The 19,398-nt window shown below is 48.9% G+C and carries 20 protein-coding genes; 16 read left to right on the top strand and 4 right to left on the bottom strand.

Going from position 1 to position 19,398, the window contains the following annotated elements:
- The first annotated feature begins 2 nt into the window (after window positions 1-2).
- From AC3RCI_RS22000 to AC3RCI_RS21955, 10 genes are all read left to right on the top strand, one after another.
- A complete protein-coding gene (locus tag AC3RCI_RS22000; RefSeq protein ID WP_492526408.1) occupies window positions 3-839 on the top strand; it encodes an alpha/beta hydrolase in 837 nt (278 codons plus the stop codon).
- 117 nt (window positions 840-956) lie between these two features.
- A complete protein-coding gene (locus AC3RCI_RS21995) occupies window positions 957-2,600 on the top strand; it encodes an AraC family transcriptional regulator (RefSeq protein ID WP_492526406.1) in 1,644 nt (547 codons plus the stop codon).
- Window positions 2,601-2,718: 118 nt separating this feature from the next.
- Window positions 2,719-3,720 carry an ABC transporter substrate-binding protein gene (locus AC3RCI_RS21990; RefSeq protein WP_492526404.1) on the top strand — a complete coding sequence of 334 codons (1,002 nt, stop codon included), beginning with the start codon at window positions 2,719-2,721 and terminating at the stop codon, window positions 3,718-3,720.
- 23 nt (window positions 3,721-3,743) lie between these two features.
- Window positions 3,744-4,751 carry a FecCD family ABC transporter permease gene (locus tag AC3RCI_RS21985; RefSeq protein WP_492526402.1) on the top strand — a complete coding sequence of 336 codons (1,008 nt, stop codon included), beginning with the start codon at window positions 3,744-3,746 and terminating at the stop codon, window positions 4,749-4,751.
- Window positions 4,744-5,766, top strand: coding sequence for a FecCD family ABC transporter permease (locus AC3RCI_RS21980; protein WP_492526400.1), 1,023 nt, complete (start codon window positions 4,744-4,746; stop codon window positions 5,764-5,766). The genes AC3RCI_RS21985 and AC3RCI_RS21980 overlap by 8 nt, the downstream gene beginning before the upstream one ends.
- A gap of 36 nt (window positions 5,767-5,802) precedes the next feature.
- A complete protein-coding gene (locus AC3RCI_RS21975) occupies window positions 5,803-6,534 on the top strand; it encodes an alpha/beta hydrolase (RefSeq protein WP_492526399.1) in 732 nt (243 codons plus the stop codon).
- Window positions 6,535-6,636: 102 nt separating this feature from the next.
- Window positions 6,637-7,392: an exodeoxyribonuclease III gene (locus AC3RCI_RS21970; RefSeq protein ID WP_336780400.1), complete on the top strand. Its 756-nt coding sequence runs from the start codon at window positions 6,637-6,639 to the stop codon at window positions 7,390-7,392.
- Window positions 7,393-7,688: 296 nt separating this feature from the next.
- Window positions 7,689-8,672: an alpha/beta fold hydrolase gene (locus AC3RCI_RS21965; protein ID WP_492526397.1), complete on the top strand. Its 984-nt coding sequence runs from the start codon at window positions 7,689-7,691 to the stop codon at window positions 8,670-8,672.
- Between the two features lie 44 nt (window positions 8,673-8,716).
- On the top strand, window positions 8,717-8,896 hold the full coding sequence (locus AC3RCI_RS21960; RefSeq protein WP_336780402.1) for a hypothetical protein: 180 nt from the start codon (window positions 8,717-8,719) through the stop codon (window positions 8,894-8,896).
- A gap of 167 nt (window positions 8,897-9,063) precedes the next feature.
- A complete protein-coding gene (locus AC3RCI_RS21955; RefSeq protein WP_127538775.1) occupies window positions 9,064-10,041 on the top strand; it encodes a diaminopimelate dehydrogenase in 978 nt (325 codons plus the stop codon).
- Between the two features lie 109 nt (window positions 10,042-10,150).
- Here the strand turns inward: AC3RCI_RS21955 and AC3RCI_RS21950 are convergent, their stop codons facing one another.
- Complete coding sequence (locus tag AC3RCI_RS21950; protein WP_492529969.1) at window positions 10,151-10,975, bottom strand: pentapeptide repeat-containing protein; 825 nt, start codon at window positions 10,973-10,975, stop codon at window positions 10,151-10,153.
- 351 nt (window positions 10,976-11,326) lie between these two features.
- On the opposite strand from AC3RCI_RS21950, the gene AC3RCI_RS21945 reads away from it, so the two are divergent.
- Entirely contained in the window at window positions 11,327-11,866 is a 540-nt protein-coding gene (locus AC3RCI_RS21945; RefSeq protein WP_492526395.1) for an NADPH-dependent FMN reductase, read from the top strand.
- 210 nt (window positions 11,867-12,076) lie between these two features.
- Here AC3RCI_RS21945 and gdhA read toward each other — a convergent pair whose 3' ends face one another.
- A complete protein-coding gene (gene gdhA, locus AC3RCI_RS21940; RefSeq protein WP_154896187.1) occupies window positions 12,077-13,453 on the bottom strand; it encodes an NADP-specific glutamate dehydrogenase in 1,377 nt (458 codons plus the stop codon).
- 388 nt (window positions 13,454-13,841) lie between these two features.
- Here gdhA and AC3RCI_RS21935 point away from each other — a divergent pair, with 388 nt between their 5' ends.
- From AC3RCI_RS21935 to AC3RCI_RS21925, 3 genes are read left to right on the top strand one after another with little or no spacing between them, the layout of a single operon-like run.
- On the top strand, window positions 13,842-14,315 hold the full coding sequence (locus AC3RCI_RS21935) for a GreA/GreB family elongation factor (protein ID WP_492526394.1): 474 nt from the start codon (window positions 13,842-13,844) through the stop codon (window positions 14,313-14,315).
- The gene (locus AC3RCI_RS21930) at window positions 14,305-14,811 is read left to right on the top strand and encodes a cation:proton antiporter regulatory subunit (protein ID WP_336780404.1); all 507 of its coding nucleotides are present in this window, start codon (window positions 14,305-14,307) and stop codon (window positions 14,809-14,811) included. Before AC3RCI_RS21935 ends, AC3RCI_RS21930 begins: the two co-directional genes overlap by 11 nt.
- Before the next feature lie 3 nt (window positions 14,812-14,814).
- A complete protein-coding gene (locus AC3RCI_RS21925) occupies window positions 14,815-16,020 on the top strand; it encodes a cation:proton antiporter (protein WP_492526391.1) in 1,206 nt (401 codons plus the stop codon).
- A 130-nt stretch (window positions 16,021-16,150) separates the two neighbouring features.
- Here AC3RCI_RS21925 and AC3RCI_RS21920 read toward each other — a convergent pair whose 3' ends face one another.
- The gene (locus AC3RCI_RS21920) at window positions 16,151-17,029 is read right to left on the bottom strand and encodes a PhzF family phenazine biosynthesis protein (RefSeq protein WP_492526389.1); all 879 of its coding nucleotides are present in this window, start codon (window positions 17,027-17,029) and stop codon (window positions 16,151-16,153) included.
- 188 nt (window positions 17,030-17,217) lie between these two features.
- Between AC3RCI_RS21920 and AC3RCI_RS21915 the strand changes: the two genes are divergently transcribed.
- Together AC3RCI_RS21915 and AC3RCI_RS21910 are read left to right on the top strand one after the other, a co-directional pair.
- Window positions 17,218-18,144, top strand: coding sequence for an NADP-dependent oxidoreductase (locus tag AC3RCI_RS21915; protein ID WP_336780407.1), 927 nt, complete (start codon window positions 17,218-17,220; stop codon window positions 18,142-18,144).
- 181 nt (window positions 18,145-18,325) lie between these two features.
- Window positions 18,326-19,063, top strand: a complete 738-nt coding sequence (locus AC3RCI_RS21910; protein WP_336780408.1) for a cyclase family protein — start codon at window positions 18,326-18,328, stop codon at window positions 19,061-19,063.
- 130 nt (window positions 19,064-19,193) lie between these two features.
- Here the strand turns inward: AC3RCI_RS21910 and AC3RCI_RS21905 are convergent, their stop codons facing one another.
- Entirely contained in the window at window positions 19,194-19,394 is a 201-nt protein-coding gene (locus tag AC3RCI_RS21905; protein WP_492526387.1) for a hypothetical protein, read from the bottom strand.
- Window positions 19,395-19,398: the final 4 nt, after the last annotated feature.

Below are 19,398 nucleotides of genomic sequence, written 5' to 3'. Positions count from 1 at the left end.
CAATGAAACAGGTCATAAATCAAGATGGCATGGGTCCGGGAGTGATCTTGCCGGGGACATCTGTATATAAGTTACGTGCTGAACGGAGTGGACGCGATTATGTAATTAATGTTTTTGTTCCGGAGATCGCTCCCCCTTCCAGTGGATATCCCGTGATCTATTTGCTCGATGCCAATGCCGTGTTCGGTACCATGGTGGAGGCCATGCGCGTACAATCCGCTCGTTCGGACAAAACGGGAGTGGTCCCTGCAGTGATTGTCGGGATTGGTTACGAGGCTAAGCAGCCCTTCCCACCAGAAAGATACTACGATTTCATGATGCCGGTTCCGGAAGTGGACTTGCCTCGAAGACCGGATGGCGCAAGCTGGCCTGAACATGGAGGGGCAGAAGCGTTCATGCATTTTATTGAAGAACAGTTGAAGCCGGAGGTGGAGGAGAAGTATTCCATCGATCGCAGCAGGCAATCCATCGTAGGTCACTCCCTCGGCGGGTTATTGGTATTGCAGATGCTGCTGGGCAATCCCGGAACGTTTCGCTATTACATCGCAGGCAGTCCGTCCATCCACTGGAATTCTGCTTGGATTGTGCAGCAGAGAGCGTCATGGGTCTCGCGCGCGGAGAATTGCGGGAAGGAGATGCATGTTTTAATCACAGCAGGGGAGCAGGAAGGAAGCCACCCGAGCGGAGTAGTGGGCCGTTCCAGGGAGCTCGCACATTGGCTGGGCCAGACCGGACTTGAGGACTTCAGTGCTGAGTTTACATGCTTTGAAGATGAAGGTCATATTTCGGTACTGCCGATATTGATGAGCAGGGCAATCCGGTTTGCCTCCAGAGGATAGTGGATCATTACTTTTTCGAATGTGTCGATCCTGAGAAGGTCGTGCGACATCCTGCGTAAATTTGATATACTAAAACGAGTAAATGAGAATGGTTATCAAATGGAGGCAGGAATATAGATGATTTCCCAAAACTTTCACAAGGATCGCCTGGTGGGTTCCGAATATCCGCTCGATCGTCTGACTTTGAAAATACGAGATATTGAGAAAATCAAATCCACAACAGGTTGGGTGCTGCCCCAGCAGCATACATCGTCTTATATATTGGTGTTGGTTACAGGTGGTGAAGCTTTATTAACCCTGGATCACCGTTCTGTGAACATTAGGGCACAAGGCGTATATTCATGTGTGCCTGAATCGACGTTTGGCTTGGCATCTTTTGGAGAAGAAGGCGCTGAAGTAACGCTGGTCCGCTTCGATCTGTATGAGGAAGACCAAGAAGACACAAGTTCGCTGCGTCTCATTAAAGACACACCTTTGTTTCGATCTGGTAGGGAACTGGCTGTCGCTTCCACCTTGCAGCTGGCTTTCCGTTGTGAAGAAATGAATAACTTCTGGCACAGCGGCAAGCCGATGGGCCGTTACCATGCTTATCTGGAATTCCTGCAGTTCCTGGTTCACGTTACAGAGGCTCACACACCACTCAAGGAAGACTCGCAAATGTTGATTCAGCGTACCAAAGAATACATTGATGAACATTCCAATGAGAATCTGACGGTGGAGCTTCTCGCAGGCATGGCCGGACTCAGCCCGAAATATTACGTGGACTTGTTCAAACGAAGATATGGAATGAGCACCACTGACTACATATCAGGACTCCGGATCAACCGGGCGAAGCAATTCATGGCCAGCACGGATCTGCGTCTGCGTGACATCGCCCATCAGGTCGGGTATCAGGATGAGTTTTACTTTAGTCGCAAATTCAAAAAAATCGTAGGCGTATCCCCTTCGGTATATATGAACAGCCGTCGCCGTAAAATTGCAGCCTATCATATTGGGGTGACGGGACATTTGCTGGCGCTGAACATGACTCCGTATGCTGCCCCGCTGCACCCCAAATGGACGGCCTATTACTATCGCATGTTCGGGAAGGACATCCCGGTGCACCTTAGTGCCTATCGTCTGGACGTGGAATGGGAATCCAAAATCCAGGCTCTGCAGGAGCATCAACCCGAATTGATTATCAGTTATGACCATTTGCGGCCTGAAGAGAGGAAACGGCTAGAAGAGATTGCGCCTGTGCAGTATATTGCAGCTTCGGAGCATTCTTGGCGCGTACAGCTGCAGACGCTGGCTGCGCAGGTGGGGGTTAAGCAGGATGCCGAAGCCTGGCTGGCAAGCTACGACCTCAAGGTCCAGCAGGCTAAGGTGCTGGTGCAGCAGGAACTCGGTAATGGCACAGCTGTAGTTGTACGCCTGCTGAAACAGCAGTTCACCCGGTACAGCTCACCTTCCATGGCGGAGGTTTTCTATGGTGATTTGGGGGTTAGATCCGCCTATTCGAGTCCACAGGGCGCGGTATACAACGAACCCATTAGCCTGGAACAATTAAGCGCCATGAAGGTGGATTGCATTTTCCTGATGGTGTGTCAGGAGAGTGAAACATTATCCGTATGGGAGGATGTGCAGAAAACATCCCTATGGCAAAACATCAAGGCGGTGCAGAATAACCGTCTGTATATCATTACGGCTGACCCTTGGCTTGAAAATTCCCCTGTATCCAATGAACGAATGGTGGATGACATGATGAATCTGCTTCGGTAAATAATCCATAGGGATTCAGGACAGAGTCCATGGTCCTGTTTGTCATTCTTGTTTATCATTCAATAATGATTATTATTCTCAATTAGAGAATGGAACTATTGAAGGGGGATCACCAGAGATGAAGAAAAAACTGGGGTTGCTGCTGGCATTGATCTGTATGCTGACTGTTCTGGCGGCATGCGGTAATCAGGAAGATACAGCAGGAGGAACGGAAAATTCAGCTCAGGCCGAAAGTACGGCAGCGAGTAGTGAAACGGAAACAACCGAAGCAGCAGAAGGAACAAGAACCATTCAATATCTGGATCAGGAATATAAGGTGCCAACGGATGTTCAACGAATCGTAATCACCGGTTCGATGGAAGCGATGGAAGATGCGTTGGTATTGGACGTACACCCTATAGGTGCAATCACCTTCGGCGGGAAGTTCCCGGAGATGTATACCTCGATTACCGATCAAGCAGAGTCCATTGGACAGAAGATTGAGCCAAACTTTGAAACCATCTTGTCACTGAAACCGGATATTATTCTGGGCACCACCAAATTCAAGCCTGAAGTGGCTGAGCAGCTCGGCAAAATTGCCCCGTTCATTCAGGTATCTCACATTTCCACGAACTGGGAGGCCAATCTCAATCTGCTCGCTGAGTTGACAGGCAAGCAGGAGTTGGCCAAACAGGAGATTGAACAATACAGAGCAGCCCTGACAACGGCTCAGGCAGAGCTTGGTGATACACTGCAGAACAAAAAGGTTGTGGCGGTCCGAATCCGTAATGGACAGATGTATGTATATCCCGAGTCGGTCTTCGTGAACCCGATCCTGTACAATGACCTTGGATTCCAGGTCCCTGCCGAGATTCAGGCAGCGAAAGCACAGGAAGCAATCTCCGTGGAGAAATTTGCCGAGATGAATCCGGATGTGGTGTTTATTCAATTCGAAGCAACAGAGAATGCAGACACGCCGAATGCGCTTGAAGATCTGAAGAATAACCCGATTCTGCAGAAAACGAAGGCCCTGCAAAATGATCAGGCGTTTGTTAACGTGATTGATCCGCTTGCCGAAGGAGGTCCGGCGTGGAGCCGAATTCATTTCCTGGAGGCCGCTGTTGAGCAGCTAACCAAATAATTAGAGCAAGGCGTGTATAATCCATGCAAAAAAGAAGATTGAATCCGGCGGTGCTGTTCGCAGCAGCACCCCTGATTATTGCAGCCACCATTCTGGCATCCATTCTGTATGGAGCCCAAAATATTGATGTTTCCACGGTCATTGCAAGTATCTTTGAATTTGACACGAACAGCATCGATCATCAGATCATTGTGTCTTCACGGCTTCCACGCGTGATTGGTGCTCTGCTGATCGGCGCTTTTTTGGCCGTATCCGGCGCTCTCATGCAGGGGATGACAAGAAACTATCTTGCCTCCCCTTCGATTATGGGGGTATCCGATGGGTCGGTCGTTGTAATCACGCTATGCATGGTATTTATGCCTAATACGTCTTCCCTTGGGCTTATTTTTTATTCCCTGGCGGGATCTGCTCTGGGAGCAGGGCTCGTATTTTTCATTGCCTGGCTGCTGCCCGGCGGAATGTCCCCTGTGCGGCTTGCCATCCTGGGCACGATTATTGGCACGTTTCTAGGTGGTGTGTCGCAGGCTGTAGCGACCTACTATCAGGTCTCCCAGACCATCAGCTTCTGGTACAACGCCAGACTGCATCAGATGGATCCGACCATGATCAAGCTGATTATTCCCTTTGCTGTGGTGGGATTGGCGTTAGCGCTGATCCTTTCGAAGTCCGTTACCATTCTGTCCATGGGAGATGACGTTGCAACAAGCCTGGGACAGCGGACCGCATGGGTCAAGGCATTATCCATCCTGAGCGTTGTTATTTTAACGGGGATTTCCGTGGCATTGGCAGAGAAGATCGCATTTGTCGGCTTATTAATACCGCACATCACGCGTTTTTTCTTCGGTGTGGATTACCGCTGGGTTGTTCCTTGTTCAGCCATTCTGGGCGGGATATTCCTGGCATGGTGCGACATTCTGAGCAGGTTCATCAATTCACCATTTGAAACACCGATTGGGGTTGTCACCGCATTGTTTGGTGTGCCTTTTTTCCTCTATCTGATCAAGACCAAAGGAGGGGGAAAACATGCCTGAACGGAAGCGGGGAAGATTATGGGCCGTTATATTCGTATGTGCAGCTATTATTGCAACGGCAGTGTATATCAGTCTGACGAACGGCACGTTCGATATCTCGGTCATGGAGGTAGTCAAAACCTTAATGCGGCTGGACCCCGTGCATGAACATGACCTGGTTATTTTCGACTTCAGGCTGCCGCGGATCGTCATTGCCCTGCTGCTTGGGCTGGGACTTGGCATTGCAGGGGCGGTTATTCAGGGGATTGCCCGCAATCCGCTGGCTGATCCAGGCATGCTTGGAATCAATGCAGGAGCGGGAACGGCCATGGTGCTGTTTATGCTTCTGTTCCAGGGTTCCATATCGGGGACCGGCTGGTTGTCCATTATGGCCATGCCGCTGTTTGGGCTGATCGGAGGCTTAGTGGCGGTAACTCTTATTCTGTGGTTTGCCCAAGAGCGGGGACAGCTGGATTCGCAGCGGCTGATCTTGGTCGGGATTGCCATCGGTTCGGGCTTTAGTGCAATCACGCTCTATCTTTCCCTGAAGATGAACCCTGGGGACTTTGAGATGGCCACCGTCTGGTTGACCGGCAGTATCTATAATGCCAACTGGCGTTTCATTGCGGCCATGATACCCTGGCTGGTGCTGCTTATTCCACTGCTTTGGCTGAAATCCCGTGTACTTGATGTAATGCAGCTGCAGGAGGCCAGCAGTCAGGGGCTCGGCGTGGATGTGCACCGGGAGAGAAGACTGCTGCTGCTCGGCAGTGTGGGACTGGTCAGCGCCTGTGTTGCCGTATCCGGCAGTATCGGATTTGTTGGACTCATCGCTCCTCACATTGCCAGACGACTGGTGGGACTTCATTATAAGCGGGTCATTCCGGTATCCGGGCTGGTAGGTATGGCCATGGTCGTCGTGGGTGATCTGATTGGCAAAACCGTATTTGCCCCGGCAGAGCTGCCCGTAGGCATTGTGATCTCCATTATCGGAGTACCGTATTTTATATTTTTGCTGCTCAAAAACCGGATGTGATTGGCCGGATTCGCATTGGAGGAGAGGAATCCTAGCATGAGTAAATGGATACATGAGACAGTAGGCGGCTGGACGCTTCATCTTCTTCTTCCACCCTCCTACGCCGATGGAGGTCGTTATCCTGTCGTATATATTCAGGATGGGGGAGCAGTAGCCAAGGTCTGCAGTAATCTTCTGGATCACTATTATCGAACGAGAAGGCTGCCCGAAGTGATTTTGGTTGGCATTGAGCCCCATAATCGGAACGATGAGTATACGCCTTGGCCAATGCCGGCCCTTACGGCTTCGTTTTCGTCTTTTGGCGGGCAAGGCAGAACCTATCTGGATACGATCATCAATCAGTTGAAACCGCACGTGGACTCGAACTACCGCACATTTTCAGATCGAGTGAATACGGGGATCATGGGTTGTTCACTTGGGGGCTTAATTTCCCTGTATGCAGCCACCGAATTCCCGCATGTATTTGGCAAGGTAGGGGCACTGTCTGCTTCGATGTGGTACGAAGGATTTTTGGATTACATGACCGGGCAATCCTGGTCTGATCGAAGTGAGCTGAAGCTGTATATGTATGTGGGCAGCCTGGAGGGGATCTACAAACCAAATATTCAGGCCCATATGCTGGACTATACGCGTGCAGCGGTCAGGGCGATTCTGGCAAAGGGATATCCCGCTGATCGGTTGAACTACGTGGAGGAAGAGGGAGGAACACATGACATGCTGTTCTTTGCCAAACACTTTCCCGAAGCGCTGGAGTGGCTGTTTACCTAGCGGGAACTGCCTTTGAGCACCCCTCGTCCCATTTCCAGGCGGATAACCTTGTCCTTATGAATTCGCCCATGCTATATTGGGGAGATGTGAGGAGATGAGGATATGAAGCTGGTGTCCTGGAATGTGAATGGGTTAAGGGCATGCGTTACGAAAGGATTCATGGATTATTATAAGGAAAGTCAGGCCGATATTTTCTGTGTGCAGGAGACCAAACTTCAGGCAGGGCAGATTGAGATGGACCTCGGGGAAGATGTGTACCAATACTGGAACTATGCCATCAAAAAAGGATATTCCGGTACCGCCGTGTTTACCCGGGTCAAGCCGTTATCCGTCCGCTACGGGATGGAGGAAGACAGTGAACCGGAAGGCCGGATGATTACGCTGGAGTTTGACGGCTTTTATCTGGTGAATGTATATACGCCCAATGCGAAGCGTGATCTGACCCGTCTTCCTTATCGACTGGAGTGGGAGGATCGTTTCCTGAAATATATCCTGCAGCTTGAGCAGACCAAGCCGGTCATTGTCTGTGGTGACCTGAATGTGGCTCATCAGGAGATTGACCTGAAGAATCCGAAGCCCAATATGGGCAACTCCGGATTTACGCTGGAAGAACGGGGGAAAATGACCGAACTGCTGGCGGCGGGATATGTGGACAGCTTCCGGCATTTGTATCCAGATCGCACGGACGTGTATAGCTGGTGGTCTTATATGCCAAAGGTACGGGAGCGGAATGTGGGCTGGCGTATCGATTATTTCCTCGTGTCCAATCAACTGGCACCACTGGTTGAAGATGCAAACATCGACTGTCATGTGATGGGCAGTGACCACTGTCCAGTCGGATTAACGCTGCAACTGTAGCAGTCGCAGAATAGGCTGAATAATAGAGTAAGGTGAGAACCGCAGGTTTCCGATAATGCATCGGGAATTTGCGGTTTTTTGGTGTGAACTGGGTTGTCTATCCCCTCTAATAGAATGCTGGACAGTCCCTTCTCAGCCCGCAGGGTAGGTCATGAACTGGACTTTGGTTGGGGGAAGAACTGGACCCCGGATTGTTCCGGTTACAACGGTTCTTGGGTAGGATTAAAGAATACATATAGGAACGTTATGCAAGGCATAGACGAAGATGAGATTAGCGTGTAAGGGGTAGAGAAGCGATGAACAAGGGTTTACGGAGAGTGGTGAAAGTATTAGGTGGCCTGATGCTGACGACAGGTCTGCTGCTGCTTACAGGTACGGCTTACGAAGCTTATCAGTCTGCACAGGATATGAAGTCATATACGCCGCCTGGCAGGCTGTATGAGGTAAGTGGACGTAATATGCACCTCTACTCGGCGGGGAAGGGATCCGTGACCGTTGTACTTGCATCAGGCTGGGGAACACCGAATCCCTACGTGGATTTCAGTCCGCTGTACGACAAGCTGAAATCCCATGTAAAAATTGCCGTGTATGACCGATTCGGGTATGGATACAGCGACTATACAGAGCAGCCGCGTGACATCGATACCGTTGTAGATGAAGTGCATCAATTGCTGCGCAAATCCGGTCAGCGACCACCGTACATTATGGTGGGTCACTCCCTGGGATCTCTGGAGACCATTCGATATGCACAAATGTATCCGGATGAAGTGGCAGGTATTGTTATGATCGATGGGGGTAGTCCTGAATATTACAGCACGGCGGAGATGGATGCGCCAGACTGGTATTTCGATTCAGCAAGATTTCTGGTGAAAACCGGTATTGCACGAACATTGCTGCATTCGGATCGGATGATGGCAACGCTGGTTATTGACCCGGACCTGGTTGCAGAACCAATGAAAAAGGCCGCTACCCGTTCGACGCTGAAGCATGCGTACAACGACAACGTGATGGATGAGCTTCATCGTTCCAAGGTTAACGCAGCCCGTGTGCTGGAGAACAAACAGCCATTTTCCTTTCCTCTAACCATTCTTACGGCCGGATCAGATCAACCAAGTGAGGGAAGCCGGGCATGGCAGGCAGATCAAGCCGAGTTTGCCTCATGGTCCGTACAGGGGAGACAGCAGATAGTTCCTCACGCCAAACATTACATCCATAACAGTCAACCGTATGCCGTTGCGGGTGCCATTTTGGACATGGCTGAATCCACAGGTCACAAATGAAACATATAATCTCCGAAACAAACAGCGAACAGGAGGCAGATTGGATGAGAAAATTAAGGGTCGTCACCAAGTTCGCATCCTTGCTCCTGGCAAGCAGTGTACTCTCTCTCTTGATTCTAACCGTATCTTTTTTGTGCTTCACAGCCAGAGTAGATGCAGCATCTGTAGCACATTTTACCGAACAGTCGGATTACATCATTCATGTGTTTCGATTATTTTTCTAGGTCCAGGATAGGAATGAATGGCTCATGCTTTGCATGAAAGCAGCTTGGTGCTGCATTAGTGCAAGGTATTTTTGATTTCGACTGGAAACCTAACAGGTTACATGGTATGTTATATCTTTATACTAGAGTAGTAAGCAACTATAGAAGAAGACAGGAGAGGATCGAACATGGTTAAAGTTGGTATCGTAGGTTACGGAAATCTGGGTAAAGGCGTGGAGAAAGCCATTGTGCAAAACCCGGATATGGAGCTTGTTGCTGTATTTACACGGCGTAATCCGGAGCAGATGGTTGCAGAAGGTACAGAAGCTCGTTTTGAGCACATCTCTGCTGCCGAGCAATACATAGGTAAAATTGATGTCATGATTCTGTGCGGCGGTTCGGCAACGGATCTTCCGGAGCAGACACCTGCCATTGCCAAGTTGTTCAATACGGTGGACAGCTTCGATACACATGCGAAAATTCCTGAATTCTACGCGGAAGTGAATGCTGCAGCAGAGCAAGGCGGTCACGTTAGTGTGATCTCCACAGGCTGGGACCCAGGCTTGTTCTCCATGAACCGTCTGCTCGCCCAATCCATTCTGCCAGAGGGTAAAGAGTACACATTCTGGGGCAAAGGGGTCAGTCAAGGTCACTCCGATGCAATCCGCCGTGTTCCAGGGGTTAAGGCAGGTGTTCAGTACACTGTACCTGTTGAAGAAGTGATTAACCGGATCCGCGCAGGCGAGACACCGGAACTGTCCACACGCGAGAAACACCTGCGTCAATGCTATGTCGTGGCTGAAGAAGGTGCTAACCAGGATGAAATTCGTGAAACCATTGTATCCATGCCGAACTATTTTGCAGATTACGATACAACGGTAACGTTCATTACTGAAGAGCAGCTTAAATCGGAACATGAAGGTATGCCGCACGGTGGATTTGTTATTCGTAGTGGTGTTACCGGTACAGGCCAAAAGCAAATTGTGGAATTTGGTCTGAAGCTCGATAGCAACCCTGAATTCACCGCTAGTGTACTGGTCGCTTATGCACGGGCTGCACAGCGTTTGAGCTTGGAAGGACATAAAGGTGCCAAAACCGTATTTGATATTCCACTTGGTCACCTGTCCCCGAAATCCGCTGAGGAACTTCGCCGCGATCTTCTGTAAGGTTTGAAATATAACAATTTAATCATTGCAATAAATAGAAACAGCCCGTCCTTCATTTATGAGGGACGGGCTGTTTCTATTGTAGCCACTATGAAGCAGCAGGATATGGTTACAACCAGTGCTCAGGCAAGTTGAGATGTGCTGGCAGTTTGGTACGGGAATTGCCTCTGGCTGCATTGAGCTGGGATTGTGTCAGAAAAAGGCTCCCGGTCAGATCTGCTCCGCCCAGATCCGCATCACGCAAGTCGGCACCGATCAGATCAGCATGTCTTAAGTCCGCATTGCGCAGGTCACAAGCAATCATTAAGGCGCCCCGAAAGCTTGCTCCCCGGAGGTCAGCTCCTCTTAGATTGGCTCCCAAGAAGTCTCTTCCTTTCAGTTTTTTGCGTTTGGAGTTGCCTTGTTCATGACTACTGGATGGCGCATGTGCACGTACCAGTTCACTCCCCTGTACCAGAAGATCGTTCACAATCGCCCGCTGAGAGGGGATATCCAGACGCAGAATCGCGGAAGGCTCCAGATTGGTTAAACGTTCCGTCTCCTGGTATACACTGCGGATGGCGTCGTGAAGAGAGGAGGTTTCCGGACGCATGAGCATTTCGTTCATATAACTGAGCAGCTCATGCAGTTGTCTCATGACTGGCAGGCAGTCGAACATTTCGGCAGCCGATTCCGGATGATCCCGCCAATCCTTGCCTGCATAGGTTACTTGGGACAGCTTCTGACCTGCACCAAAGCAGTCATAGACGGTGCAGCCCTTGAAGCCCTTTTGCCGGAGCTGCGTATGAATGCCGCAGCGATTGTCTGAGCGCAGGTTGGAGCAAGGGGTGCCGCTGGCTTTGTCAAAAGCAAAGTCGGATGACTTGCCATAAGGCAAGGCAACGCAGCACAGCCCGAAACATTGCTCACAGTCCGTGTATAAATGAGGGCTCATCGTACTGCCGTGGGATAGATTAGACAATGTGTACACTTCCTTTGATAAATGAAAAAACTGGATATTTAGTGTTAATATCACTTTACCATTACACTGAAATATGATCAATTCCTATAGGTTTCCATATGGGAGGGCAGAATTGCAGCATAAATAGGAATCAGCATTGATATGATATGTAGAGATAAAAAAACATTTGCAAACTTTATGTAAGTTACTTGACTAATTAAACCATATAACTTATTATCAATAAAAAGCCAAACAATTAAACGGATGCAGGATGGTGTAGATATGGGATTTATGGATAAGTTATTCGGTAAAACTAACAACAACACACAAGAGGAGGAAACAAAGATGTCGAAATTAAATATTGGGATTATTCTTGGGAGTACACGTGAAGGTCGGTTGAGTCCGCAAGTAGGAGAATGGGTGAAAAAGATCGCTGATTCACGCGGTGATGCCAACTATGAAATCGTGGATATTGCCAATTATAAGCTGCCGCTATTGGGCGAAGCTGATGCAACAGAACAGGCTACAGCCTGGAACACCAAGCTGGCGAGCCTCGATGGATTCGTATTTATCGTACAGGAATATAATCACAGCATCTCTGCATCACTGAAAAATGCACTGGATTATGCTCGTGAAGCCTGGAACGATAAAGCTGCAGGAATTGTTAGTTATGGCTCGGTAGGCGGTGCTCGTGCGGCAGAACATCTGCGCGGTATTCTGGGAGAACTGTCGGTTGCGGATGTGCGTGTTCACCCGGCACTTTCTTTATTCACCGATTTTGATAACGGAACCTTCAAACCGGCTGATCTGCACTTGACCAATCTCAACGGAATGTTGGACCAAGTGTTGTCCTGGAGCGGGGCACTGAAAACCGTTCGTTCATAAACCATATTGACTGTGATAGCCGCCATTTTGGCGGCTTTTTTGCGTAAGGGAGAACGGGACCACATGGACCCTCTCATCCTGTAGTGGCCTGAGGTGCTCCGATCATTTCAAAAGATGAAAAAGGACAGCTCTCCTCAGGGAGAACTGTCCTTCATGAATAAAGTTATGATGTGCACACGCTTCAAGTGGAACGGTCAAATTGATTAAAACTTAGACTACGCCTTGAGCGAGCATGGCATCGGCTACCTTCAGGAAGCCTGCAATGTTGGCTCCTGCCACAAGGTTTCCAGTACAGCCATATTGATCCGCTGCCTCCACACAGCTGTTGTAAATGTTCCGCATGATCTCATGCAGCTTCGTGTCCACTTCTTCAAATGACCAGGACAACCGCATGCTGTTCTGAGACATTTCAAGGGCGGACACTGCAACTCCACCTGCGTTGGCTGCTTTCGCCGGACCGAACAGAACGCCCTCTTTCAGGAAAAGATCGATTGCAGCAAGCGTGGAAGGCATATTGGCTCCTTCACCGATGGCTTTGACGCCGCCTTGCACGAGCAGTTCAGCAGACTGTTCATCAATCTCATTTTGCGTTGCGCAAGGCAGCGCGATATCGCACGGGATGGACCAGATACCTGCACAGCCCTCGGTGTACACCGCATGAGGATGCTCTTTGACGTATTCGCTGATCCGCAGGCGATCCACTTCTTTCAATCGTTTTACGGTATCCAGGTTAATTCCTTCTGCATCGTATATGTATCCTCCCGAGTCACTGCAAGCCACGACCTTGGCGCCGAGCTCCTGAGCCTTTTGGATGGCGTAAATGGATACATTGCCTGAACCGGAAACAACCACTGTGCTGTCCTGGAAGCTCAGCCCTTTCGATTTCAGCATCTCGTTCACGAAGTACACACAACCGAATCCAGTAGCTTCCTTGCGAGCAAGGCTTCCCCCATACAGCAGACCTTTCCCCGTTAATACCGCTGCATCATGCCCGCTGCTAATGCGTTTGTACTGTCCGAACATGTAACCGATTTCCCTCGCGCCTACACCAATATCGCCTGCAGGTACGTCCGTATCGGAACCGATATATTTATACAGCTCTGTCATGAAGCTTTGCGTGAAACGCATTACTTCCAGATCAGATTTTCCTTTGGGATCGAAGTCGGAACCGCCTTTACCACCGCCGATCGGCAGTCCAGTCAGTGCATTTTTGAAAATCTGTTCGAAGCCCAGGAACTTCACAATTCCGGAATACACGGAAGGGTGGAAGCGCAGTCCGCCTTTGTAAGGACCGATGGCACTGTTGAACTGTACGCGGAATCCACGGTTCACTTGAACCTTGCCTTGGTCATCGACCCATGGTACGCGGAACGTAATGACACGCTCGGGTTCAACCAGCTGTTCGAGCAAGCTGTTGTTCATGTATTTCGGGTGCGCTTCAATCACAGGAATGAGTGAGTCCAAAATCTCTTTTACAGCCTGATGGAATTCATGTTCTTGCGGATTTCTGGCGATAACCGATTCATAAACGGAATGAACATATTCTGCAGCAGTGACTTGAGTTGATTCTTGAGTAATAGTGGACACTTTTTCGATGCACTCCTTTATTGTGTTAAAGTCTGTGGTTGGCTATTTGCATAAATTGCATAAAAGTTTGTAGTTAAATATACAGGAAAGAAAATAAAAATACGAGATGAAAACCCATAAAATGTTTTTTATGACGTTATTAAAATGTTCTATGGATCTATCATGTGGTGTAAAGATTCCATTCCAACAATTGGATAATACAGCCGATTACCCATTTTGAACGGGAAGTTAGCTGAATAGACTGGATTAAAAAATTAGTTTTGGTAAGATGGTAAGAAGGCCCCGGTTTCCGGGGCTTTTATCTAACAGAAGGAGGAAAACAGGATGATGAACAGCAACATGCGAATTCATGTGGAGAACAAAGCTTGTATAGGAGGTGAGATCTATTATGAACCATAGGTCTAACCTTCAACCTTGCAGAGAAATACTGGTGAAACAGCTCATTACATTGGGTGAAGAGAAAAGGACTTTTCTCGACGCCTATTTTGACGTGCGTGAACCCGAGCGGATACAGATGGAGAAATTATTGACTGCTTACACCGAATATGTCCAGAAGCTGCTGCTCGGCCCGGATGAGCTTCTCCATTCCGTCGTGCTTATTGGGAGCGAGATCCGATTTGATTACATTGATTTTCATACGTCGGATGAATTCAAGATTGTCATGCCTGAAGAGGCGGATCCGGATGCAGGGCGCATTTCCTTTCTCTCGCCTGTAGGACGTCAATTGCTGCTTAGCAGCAAAGGGGAAACGAGATCCGTTACGATCCCTGCTGGTTCCATGAGGGTGCGTATTACGGAAATCACTTGGAGTAGTACAACCTTGAACCCGGTGTCTTCAGGAGGTGTGGATCATGCACTTTAAAGAGACGGATTTACCGGGAATTGGACGCAAGTATTGGCTGCATACCCGTAGCGGAGAGCATTTGATTATCGTGATTCATAATGATGAGCGGCGCGATCTGTTTCACATGGAATCTGGTGACACGCCTGAAGAGGTGGGAGATATGGTATCCCTGGTAACCTTGGATGACGAAGAGGCACGGGCAGTCGCTGCCATCGTGGGAGGCATGACTTATAAGCCCAAGTTCCAGGATGAACGTGAAGTTATGCTCGAGGGCCTGCTGATCGAATGGTTGCGAATCGAACCTCATTCACGAAGCGTTGGAAGAACGATTGGGGAACTGGATATCCGCCAAGCGACGGGGGCTGTCATTCTGGCGGTGGTGGAGAAGAACAGGGAGAAACAGTTTAATCCGGGTCCAGACTATGCATTTGCCTCAGGGGCTACCATTGTCGTAGCAGGAGAGCGGGATCAGATCAGGCAATTAAAACGGTTATTATCCGATGGACGGTTGTAGCCCATGGATATGCTCATATTCGAAGTGGGAATTGCTGTTGCGCTGATTACACTTACGGGGCTAATATCTGCACGATTACGATTTTCGGTCATTCCTTTCTACATTCTGATCGGAATGGCAGTTGGACCGCATGCACCACAGCTTGGTATCGTGGATTTGCGTTTCATCGAAAGCTCGGCATTTATTGAATTTATGGGCAGGCTTGGCATTTTGTTTCTTTTATTTTATCTTGGACTTGAATTTTCGGTTTCTCGTTTGATGAAATCGGGCAAAGCCATATTGACCGGAGGCATGTTCTATGTAGGGCTTAATTTTGCTTCCGGTCTGCTGCTGGGCTGGTTCATGGAGCTGCCGTTAAAAGAAACGCTGGTGGTGTGCGGCATTATGACCAGCTCTTCAACAGCGATTGTGGCCAAAGTACTCGTTGATCTGAAGCGCACGGCGAATCCTGAAACGGAGATTATTATGGGCATGATCATGTTTGACGATCTGTTCATTGCCATTCATATCTCGATCCTGACTGGTCTCGTTCTCAGCGGGGCAACCTCGTTCCTCAGTGTACTGCTGGTATCCTTGTCTGCGATGCTGTTCATTGTGCTGTTTCTAATCATTGGCCGGAAGAGCATCAAGTATATTGACAAGGCGCTGAATATCAAGTCATCCGAACTCTTTCTGCTTACCGTGATGACGCTGCTCTTTCTGGTGGCTGGTTTCTCGGAAACGCTGCATGTTGCCGAGGCGATCGGTGCATTAATGATGGGGCTGGTACTCGGTGAATCGAGACATGCGAACCGGATTGAGCATCAGGTCATGCCGTTCAAGGACTTTTTTGGTGCGATCTTCTTTTTTAGCTTTGGGCTGACCATTGAACCCTCCTCCCTTGGGGGAGCTGTCGGGATGACGATCATTGCGGTCATTTTAACGATTGCAAGCAATTATGGCGCAGGAATGATTGCAGGCAGAATGTCCGGAATGACGCCAAAGGCTTCACTCAAGGTAGGATTCACACTGGTTTCCCGAGGAGAGTTCTCGATCATTATGGCGAACATTGGCAAGGCCGGAGGACTGATGGTTTCAATCCAGTCCTTTGCTGTGCTGTACGTGCTGATTCTGGCGGTTCTGGGTCCGATCCTGACGAAGGAAGCGCCGTGGATCTATGGGCAATATGAGCGTCTGAGAAATCGATTACGTAGGAAAGAGACAGGTTAGATTAGATTTGGATTTTGGTAGGAGCGTCACGCCGGGAGAGACTTCAACTCTCGGGTGTGACGCTTTTTTTTGGATTCCTATGCTACCAAGTACGGTAGTGAAAAGGCGAGCAACGCGGATATTTTTTTGCTTAAGGGAGATGAATTTGAATATTCTCGATATGCACGGCAACACCGCCGATCTGAACTTGAGTGATCTCGTTGGAAGGGCCGAGCGTTATTCTGCCTAGAATCCTGGAAGGACGGTTCATCGTGTACCCTTGTTTGATCGTATATGTCTGATCATGGGGAGCTCGGAGTTGTTGATACTTATGCAGGTAACACAGCAATGCGCCATTGGATGTACCTGTGGCACTCTCTTCTGGTATGTTGTACAGCGGGGCAAAGTTCCGACATTCTGCGATGGCTGCATTATCCTTCGTTTCGAGTGCGAACACATGATAACCCACCACTTGATGAGCTTTGCTGATGTCGGAGATTTGCTGAAGATTAGGATTGATGTTTGTCAAAACATCAGGATGCCTAACCGGAATTAAGATGTCGCGCAGCCCGGTAGACACGATCTGTACAGGCAATTCTGAGTGTAGGTCCTGCAGCGGAATCTGCAGAGAGTCTGCGATGTCCTGCCGGTTAACCAGCTCTCCAAACTGCGGAAGCGTCTGGGACAGATAGACGTCACCGCCTTTCTCGACGGTTACCTCGAGAATGCCTGCAAGTGTATCAAGTGTATACCTGCCCACGTCGACCATCTGCTCTGCCTTCATCAGATAGAATAGTGCAACCGTTGCATGTCCACATAGGTCTACTTCATGATTTGGAGTAAAGTAACGTATCTTGTAATCAGCTGAATTCGAAGGCATGACAAATGCCGTTTCAGAAAATCCGACTTGTCTGGCAATCTCCTGCATCTGCGACGCGGACAAATGCTCTGCCTGCAGAACGATCCCAGCGGGGTTACCTCCCTCAGCGATATCCGAAAATGCATGTAATGTATTTACCTCAATATCCATTTTGTTTTCCCTCGCTTGTCCGTTAGTTCATGAAGAATGAGAATGTTCCTATTATAGCATGCTTAATGGCTGGTTTTAGATGGAACGAGGACGTCGAGCGATTGATGATTCAAGGTCAAGTGAATGGCTGCACAGGGTAATGAAGAAGGAGAGCACGCGATAATCCAATCGAAAGGCAGGGATTTGGTATGAAAGCTATTGTTATTGATAAGTTTGGTGGAGCGGAACAATTGAAGGAACAGGAAGTACCGAAGCCGACATGTGGAATCAATCAGGTCATCATCCAGATTCATGCAACCTCGGTGAACCCGGTCGACTTCAAAGTCAGACAAGGACATATGGAAGAAGCGGCTGATTCATTCCCTTTGATTTTGGGCGGGGATGCTGCGGGTATTGTAGCAGAGGTAGGATCCAATGTTACACAGTTCAGGGAGGGTGACCGAGTATTTGCCCGTCCGCGAAGCTTCGGAACCTATGCAGAATATGTGGCGGTAGATGCAGATATCGTATCCCGTATTCCGGATAATCTGAGTTTTGAGGAGGCTGCGGCCATACCGCTTGCGGGCATGACAGCCTGGCAGGCACTTGTTGATCATGCGCACCTCGCCAAGGGGCAAAAGGTATTGATTCACGCGGGAGCAGGCGGTGTGGGAACTTATGCGATACAGATTGCCAAATACATTGGTGCTGAAGTGGCGGCAACGGCGAGTGAGTCCAATGAGGAGCTGCTTCGCTCCTTGGGCGTGGATCATTTTATCAATTATAAAAAAGAAGATTTCTCGGAGATCCTCTCCGGGTATGATGTCGTGCTCGATACAATGGGTGGTGATATTCAGCGGGACAGCTTCAAGGTGCTAAAGTCCGGCGGACATCTGGTTTCGCTGGTGGAGCAACCGGACGAGAACCTTGCCAAGGAGGCAGGCGTAACTGCGAATGTATTCATGATGGAACCGAAAGGGGAGCAGCTCGACCAACTGGCGAAGCTCGCCTCAGAAGGGAAACTCAAACCTGTGATTGACGAGACGTATGATTTAAGCGAACAGGGACTTCAGGAGGCGCATAAGAAAAGCGAAACACATCATACACGTGGGAAGCTTGTCATCCGTGCGCAATAGGTGTCAACTCGCATACGAAGGTTATATTACATTGAAATTAGGAGTCTGAATCAAGGCCATCTTCCGTTTGGGAAGGTGGCTGTTTCATGGAGGCGGGAGGGGCAGAAGCAGCATTCCCATATGTGGAGGTTTAAGATATAATAGTAGAAATTTATTCCATTCTGCGTATGAGGTGATCCAATTGTCCAACGAACTCATCGAGGCCATTCAACTGTTAAAAGAAAAGAAGTGGGTTGATCTGACCCATACTTTTGGCCCGGAATCGCCGCACTTCTCTGCATTTGATGCTGCCGAGTTTGCTACGCTGTTCAATCACGACCAAGGTTTTTTCGCTCAGAGCTTTACATTCCCCGGCCAATACGGCACCCATCTGGATGCACCGATTCATTTTGTGCGTGACACGCGTTATCTGGATCAGCTAGGGCTGAAGGAACTTGTTCTGCCGCTGGTGGTCATTGACCAGTCTGCTGCCGTGGCGGGCAATCCGGACTTTACGCTGGATGTCGAGCATATTCTTGAATTCGAAAAGGAATATGGGGTCATTGAAGAAGGCAGCTTCGTGGCACTTCGTACCGATTGGAGCAAACGCTGGCCCGATCATGAAAAGTTCGACAACAAGGATGCAGAAGGCAACAGCCATGCACCCGGTTGGTCGGTTAGTGCATTGATGTTTTTGTTCGAGGAACGCAAAATCAAGGCCATTGGTCATGAAACCTTCGATACCGATTCAGCTGTGGATTATCAGAAGAATGGCGCACTTCTCGCGGAATATTATGTGCTTGCTCAGGATACATATCAGGTAGAGTTGTTAACCAATCTAGATCAGGTGCCAGCAAAAGGTGCAGTGATCTTCAACATTGTACCCAAGGCCGAAAAGGCTTCCGGATTCCCGGTTAGATCCTTTGCCATTTTGCCTTGATGCGGCAGCTCTCCAATGAAATCAAGTTCTATTGAAAGTAAGCGTCGAATTGAAATACAAATGCTATTTACTAGATTAGTTCTCATATGTAAAACGTAAGGGAGGCACGTGTTGCCTCCTTTTTTATGTCTTACTTTTGATCCGAGTGGGGATTCGGATTGAATCGTTGTGAGATTTTCTTCTCTGCTTTCCTGCGCCGGATCCAGCGCTTAAGTATGTTCTGCTGCTTTCTTTCTTCCAGTGTTTCTTTCATGCCTTGAATCATGAATTCGGATCTTCGTCTATCATCCCGACTAATCTCGCGTAATTCTTTAATAAATTTGTCGTCCATATCT

This window comes from Paenibacillus sp. MT124 (assembly GCF_058792755.1).
The sequence above is the reverse complement of the archived record's forward strand: the minus strand, read 5'-3'. Positions and strand labels throughout refer to the sequence as shown.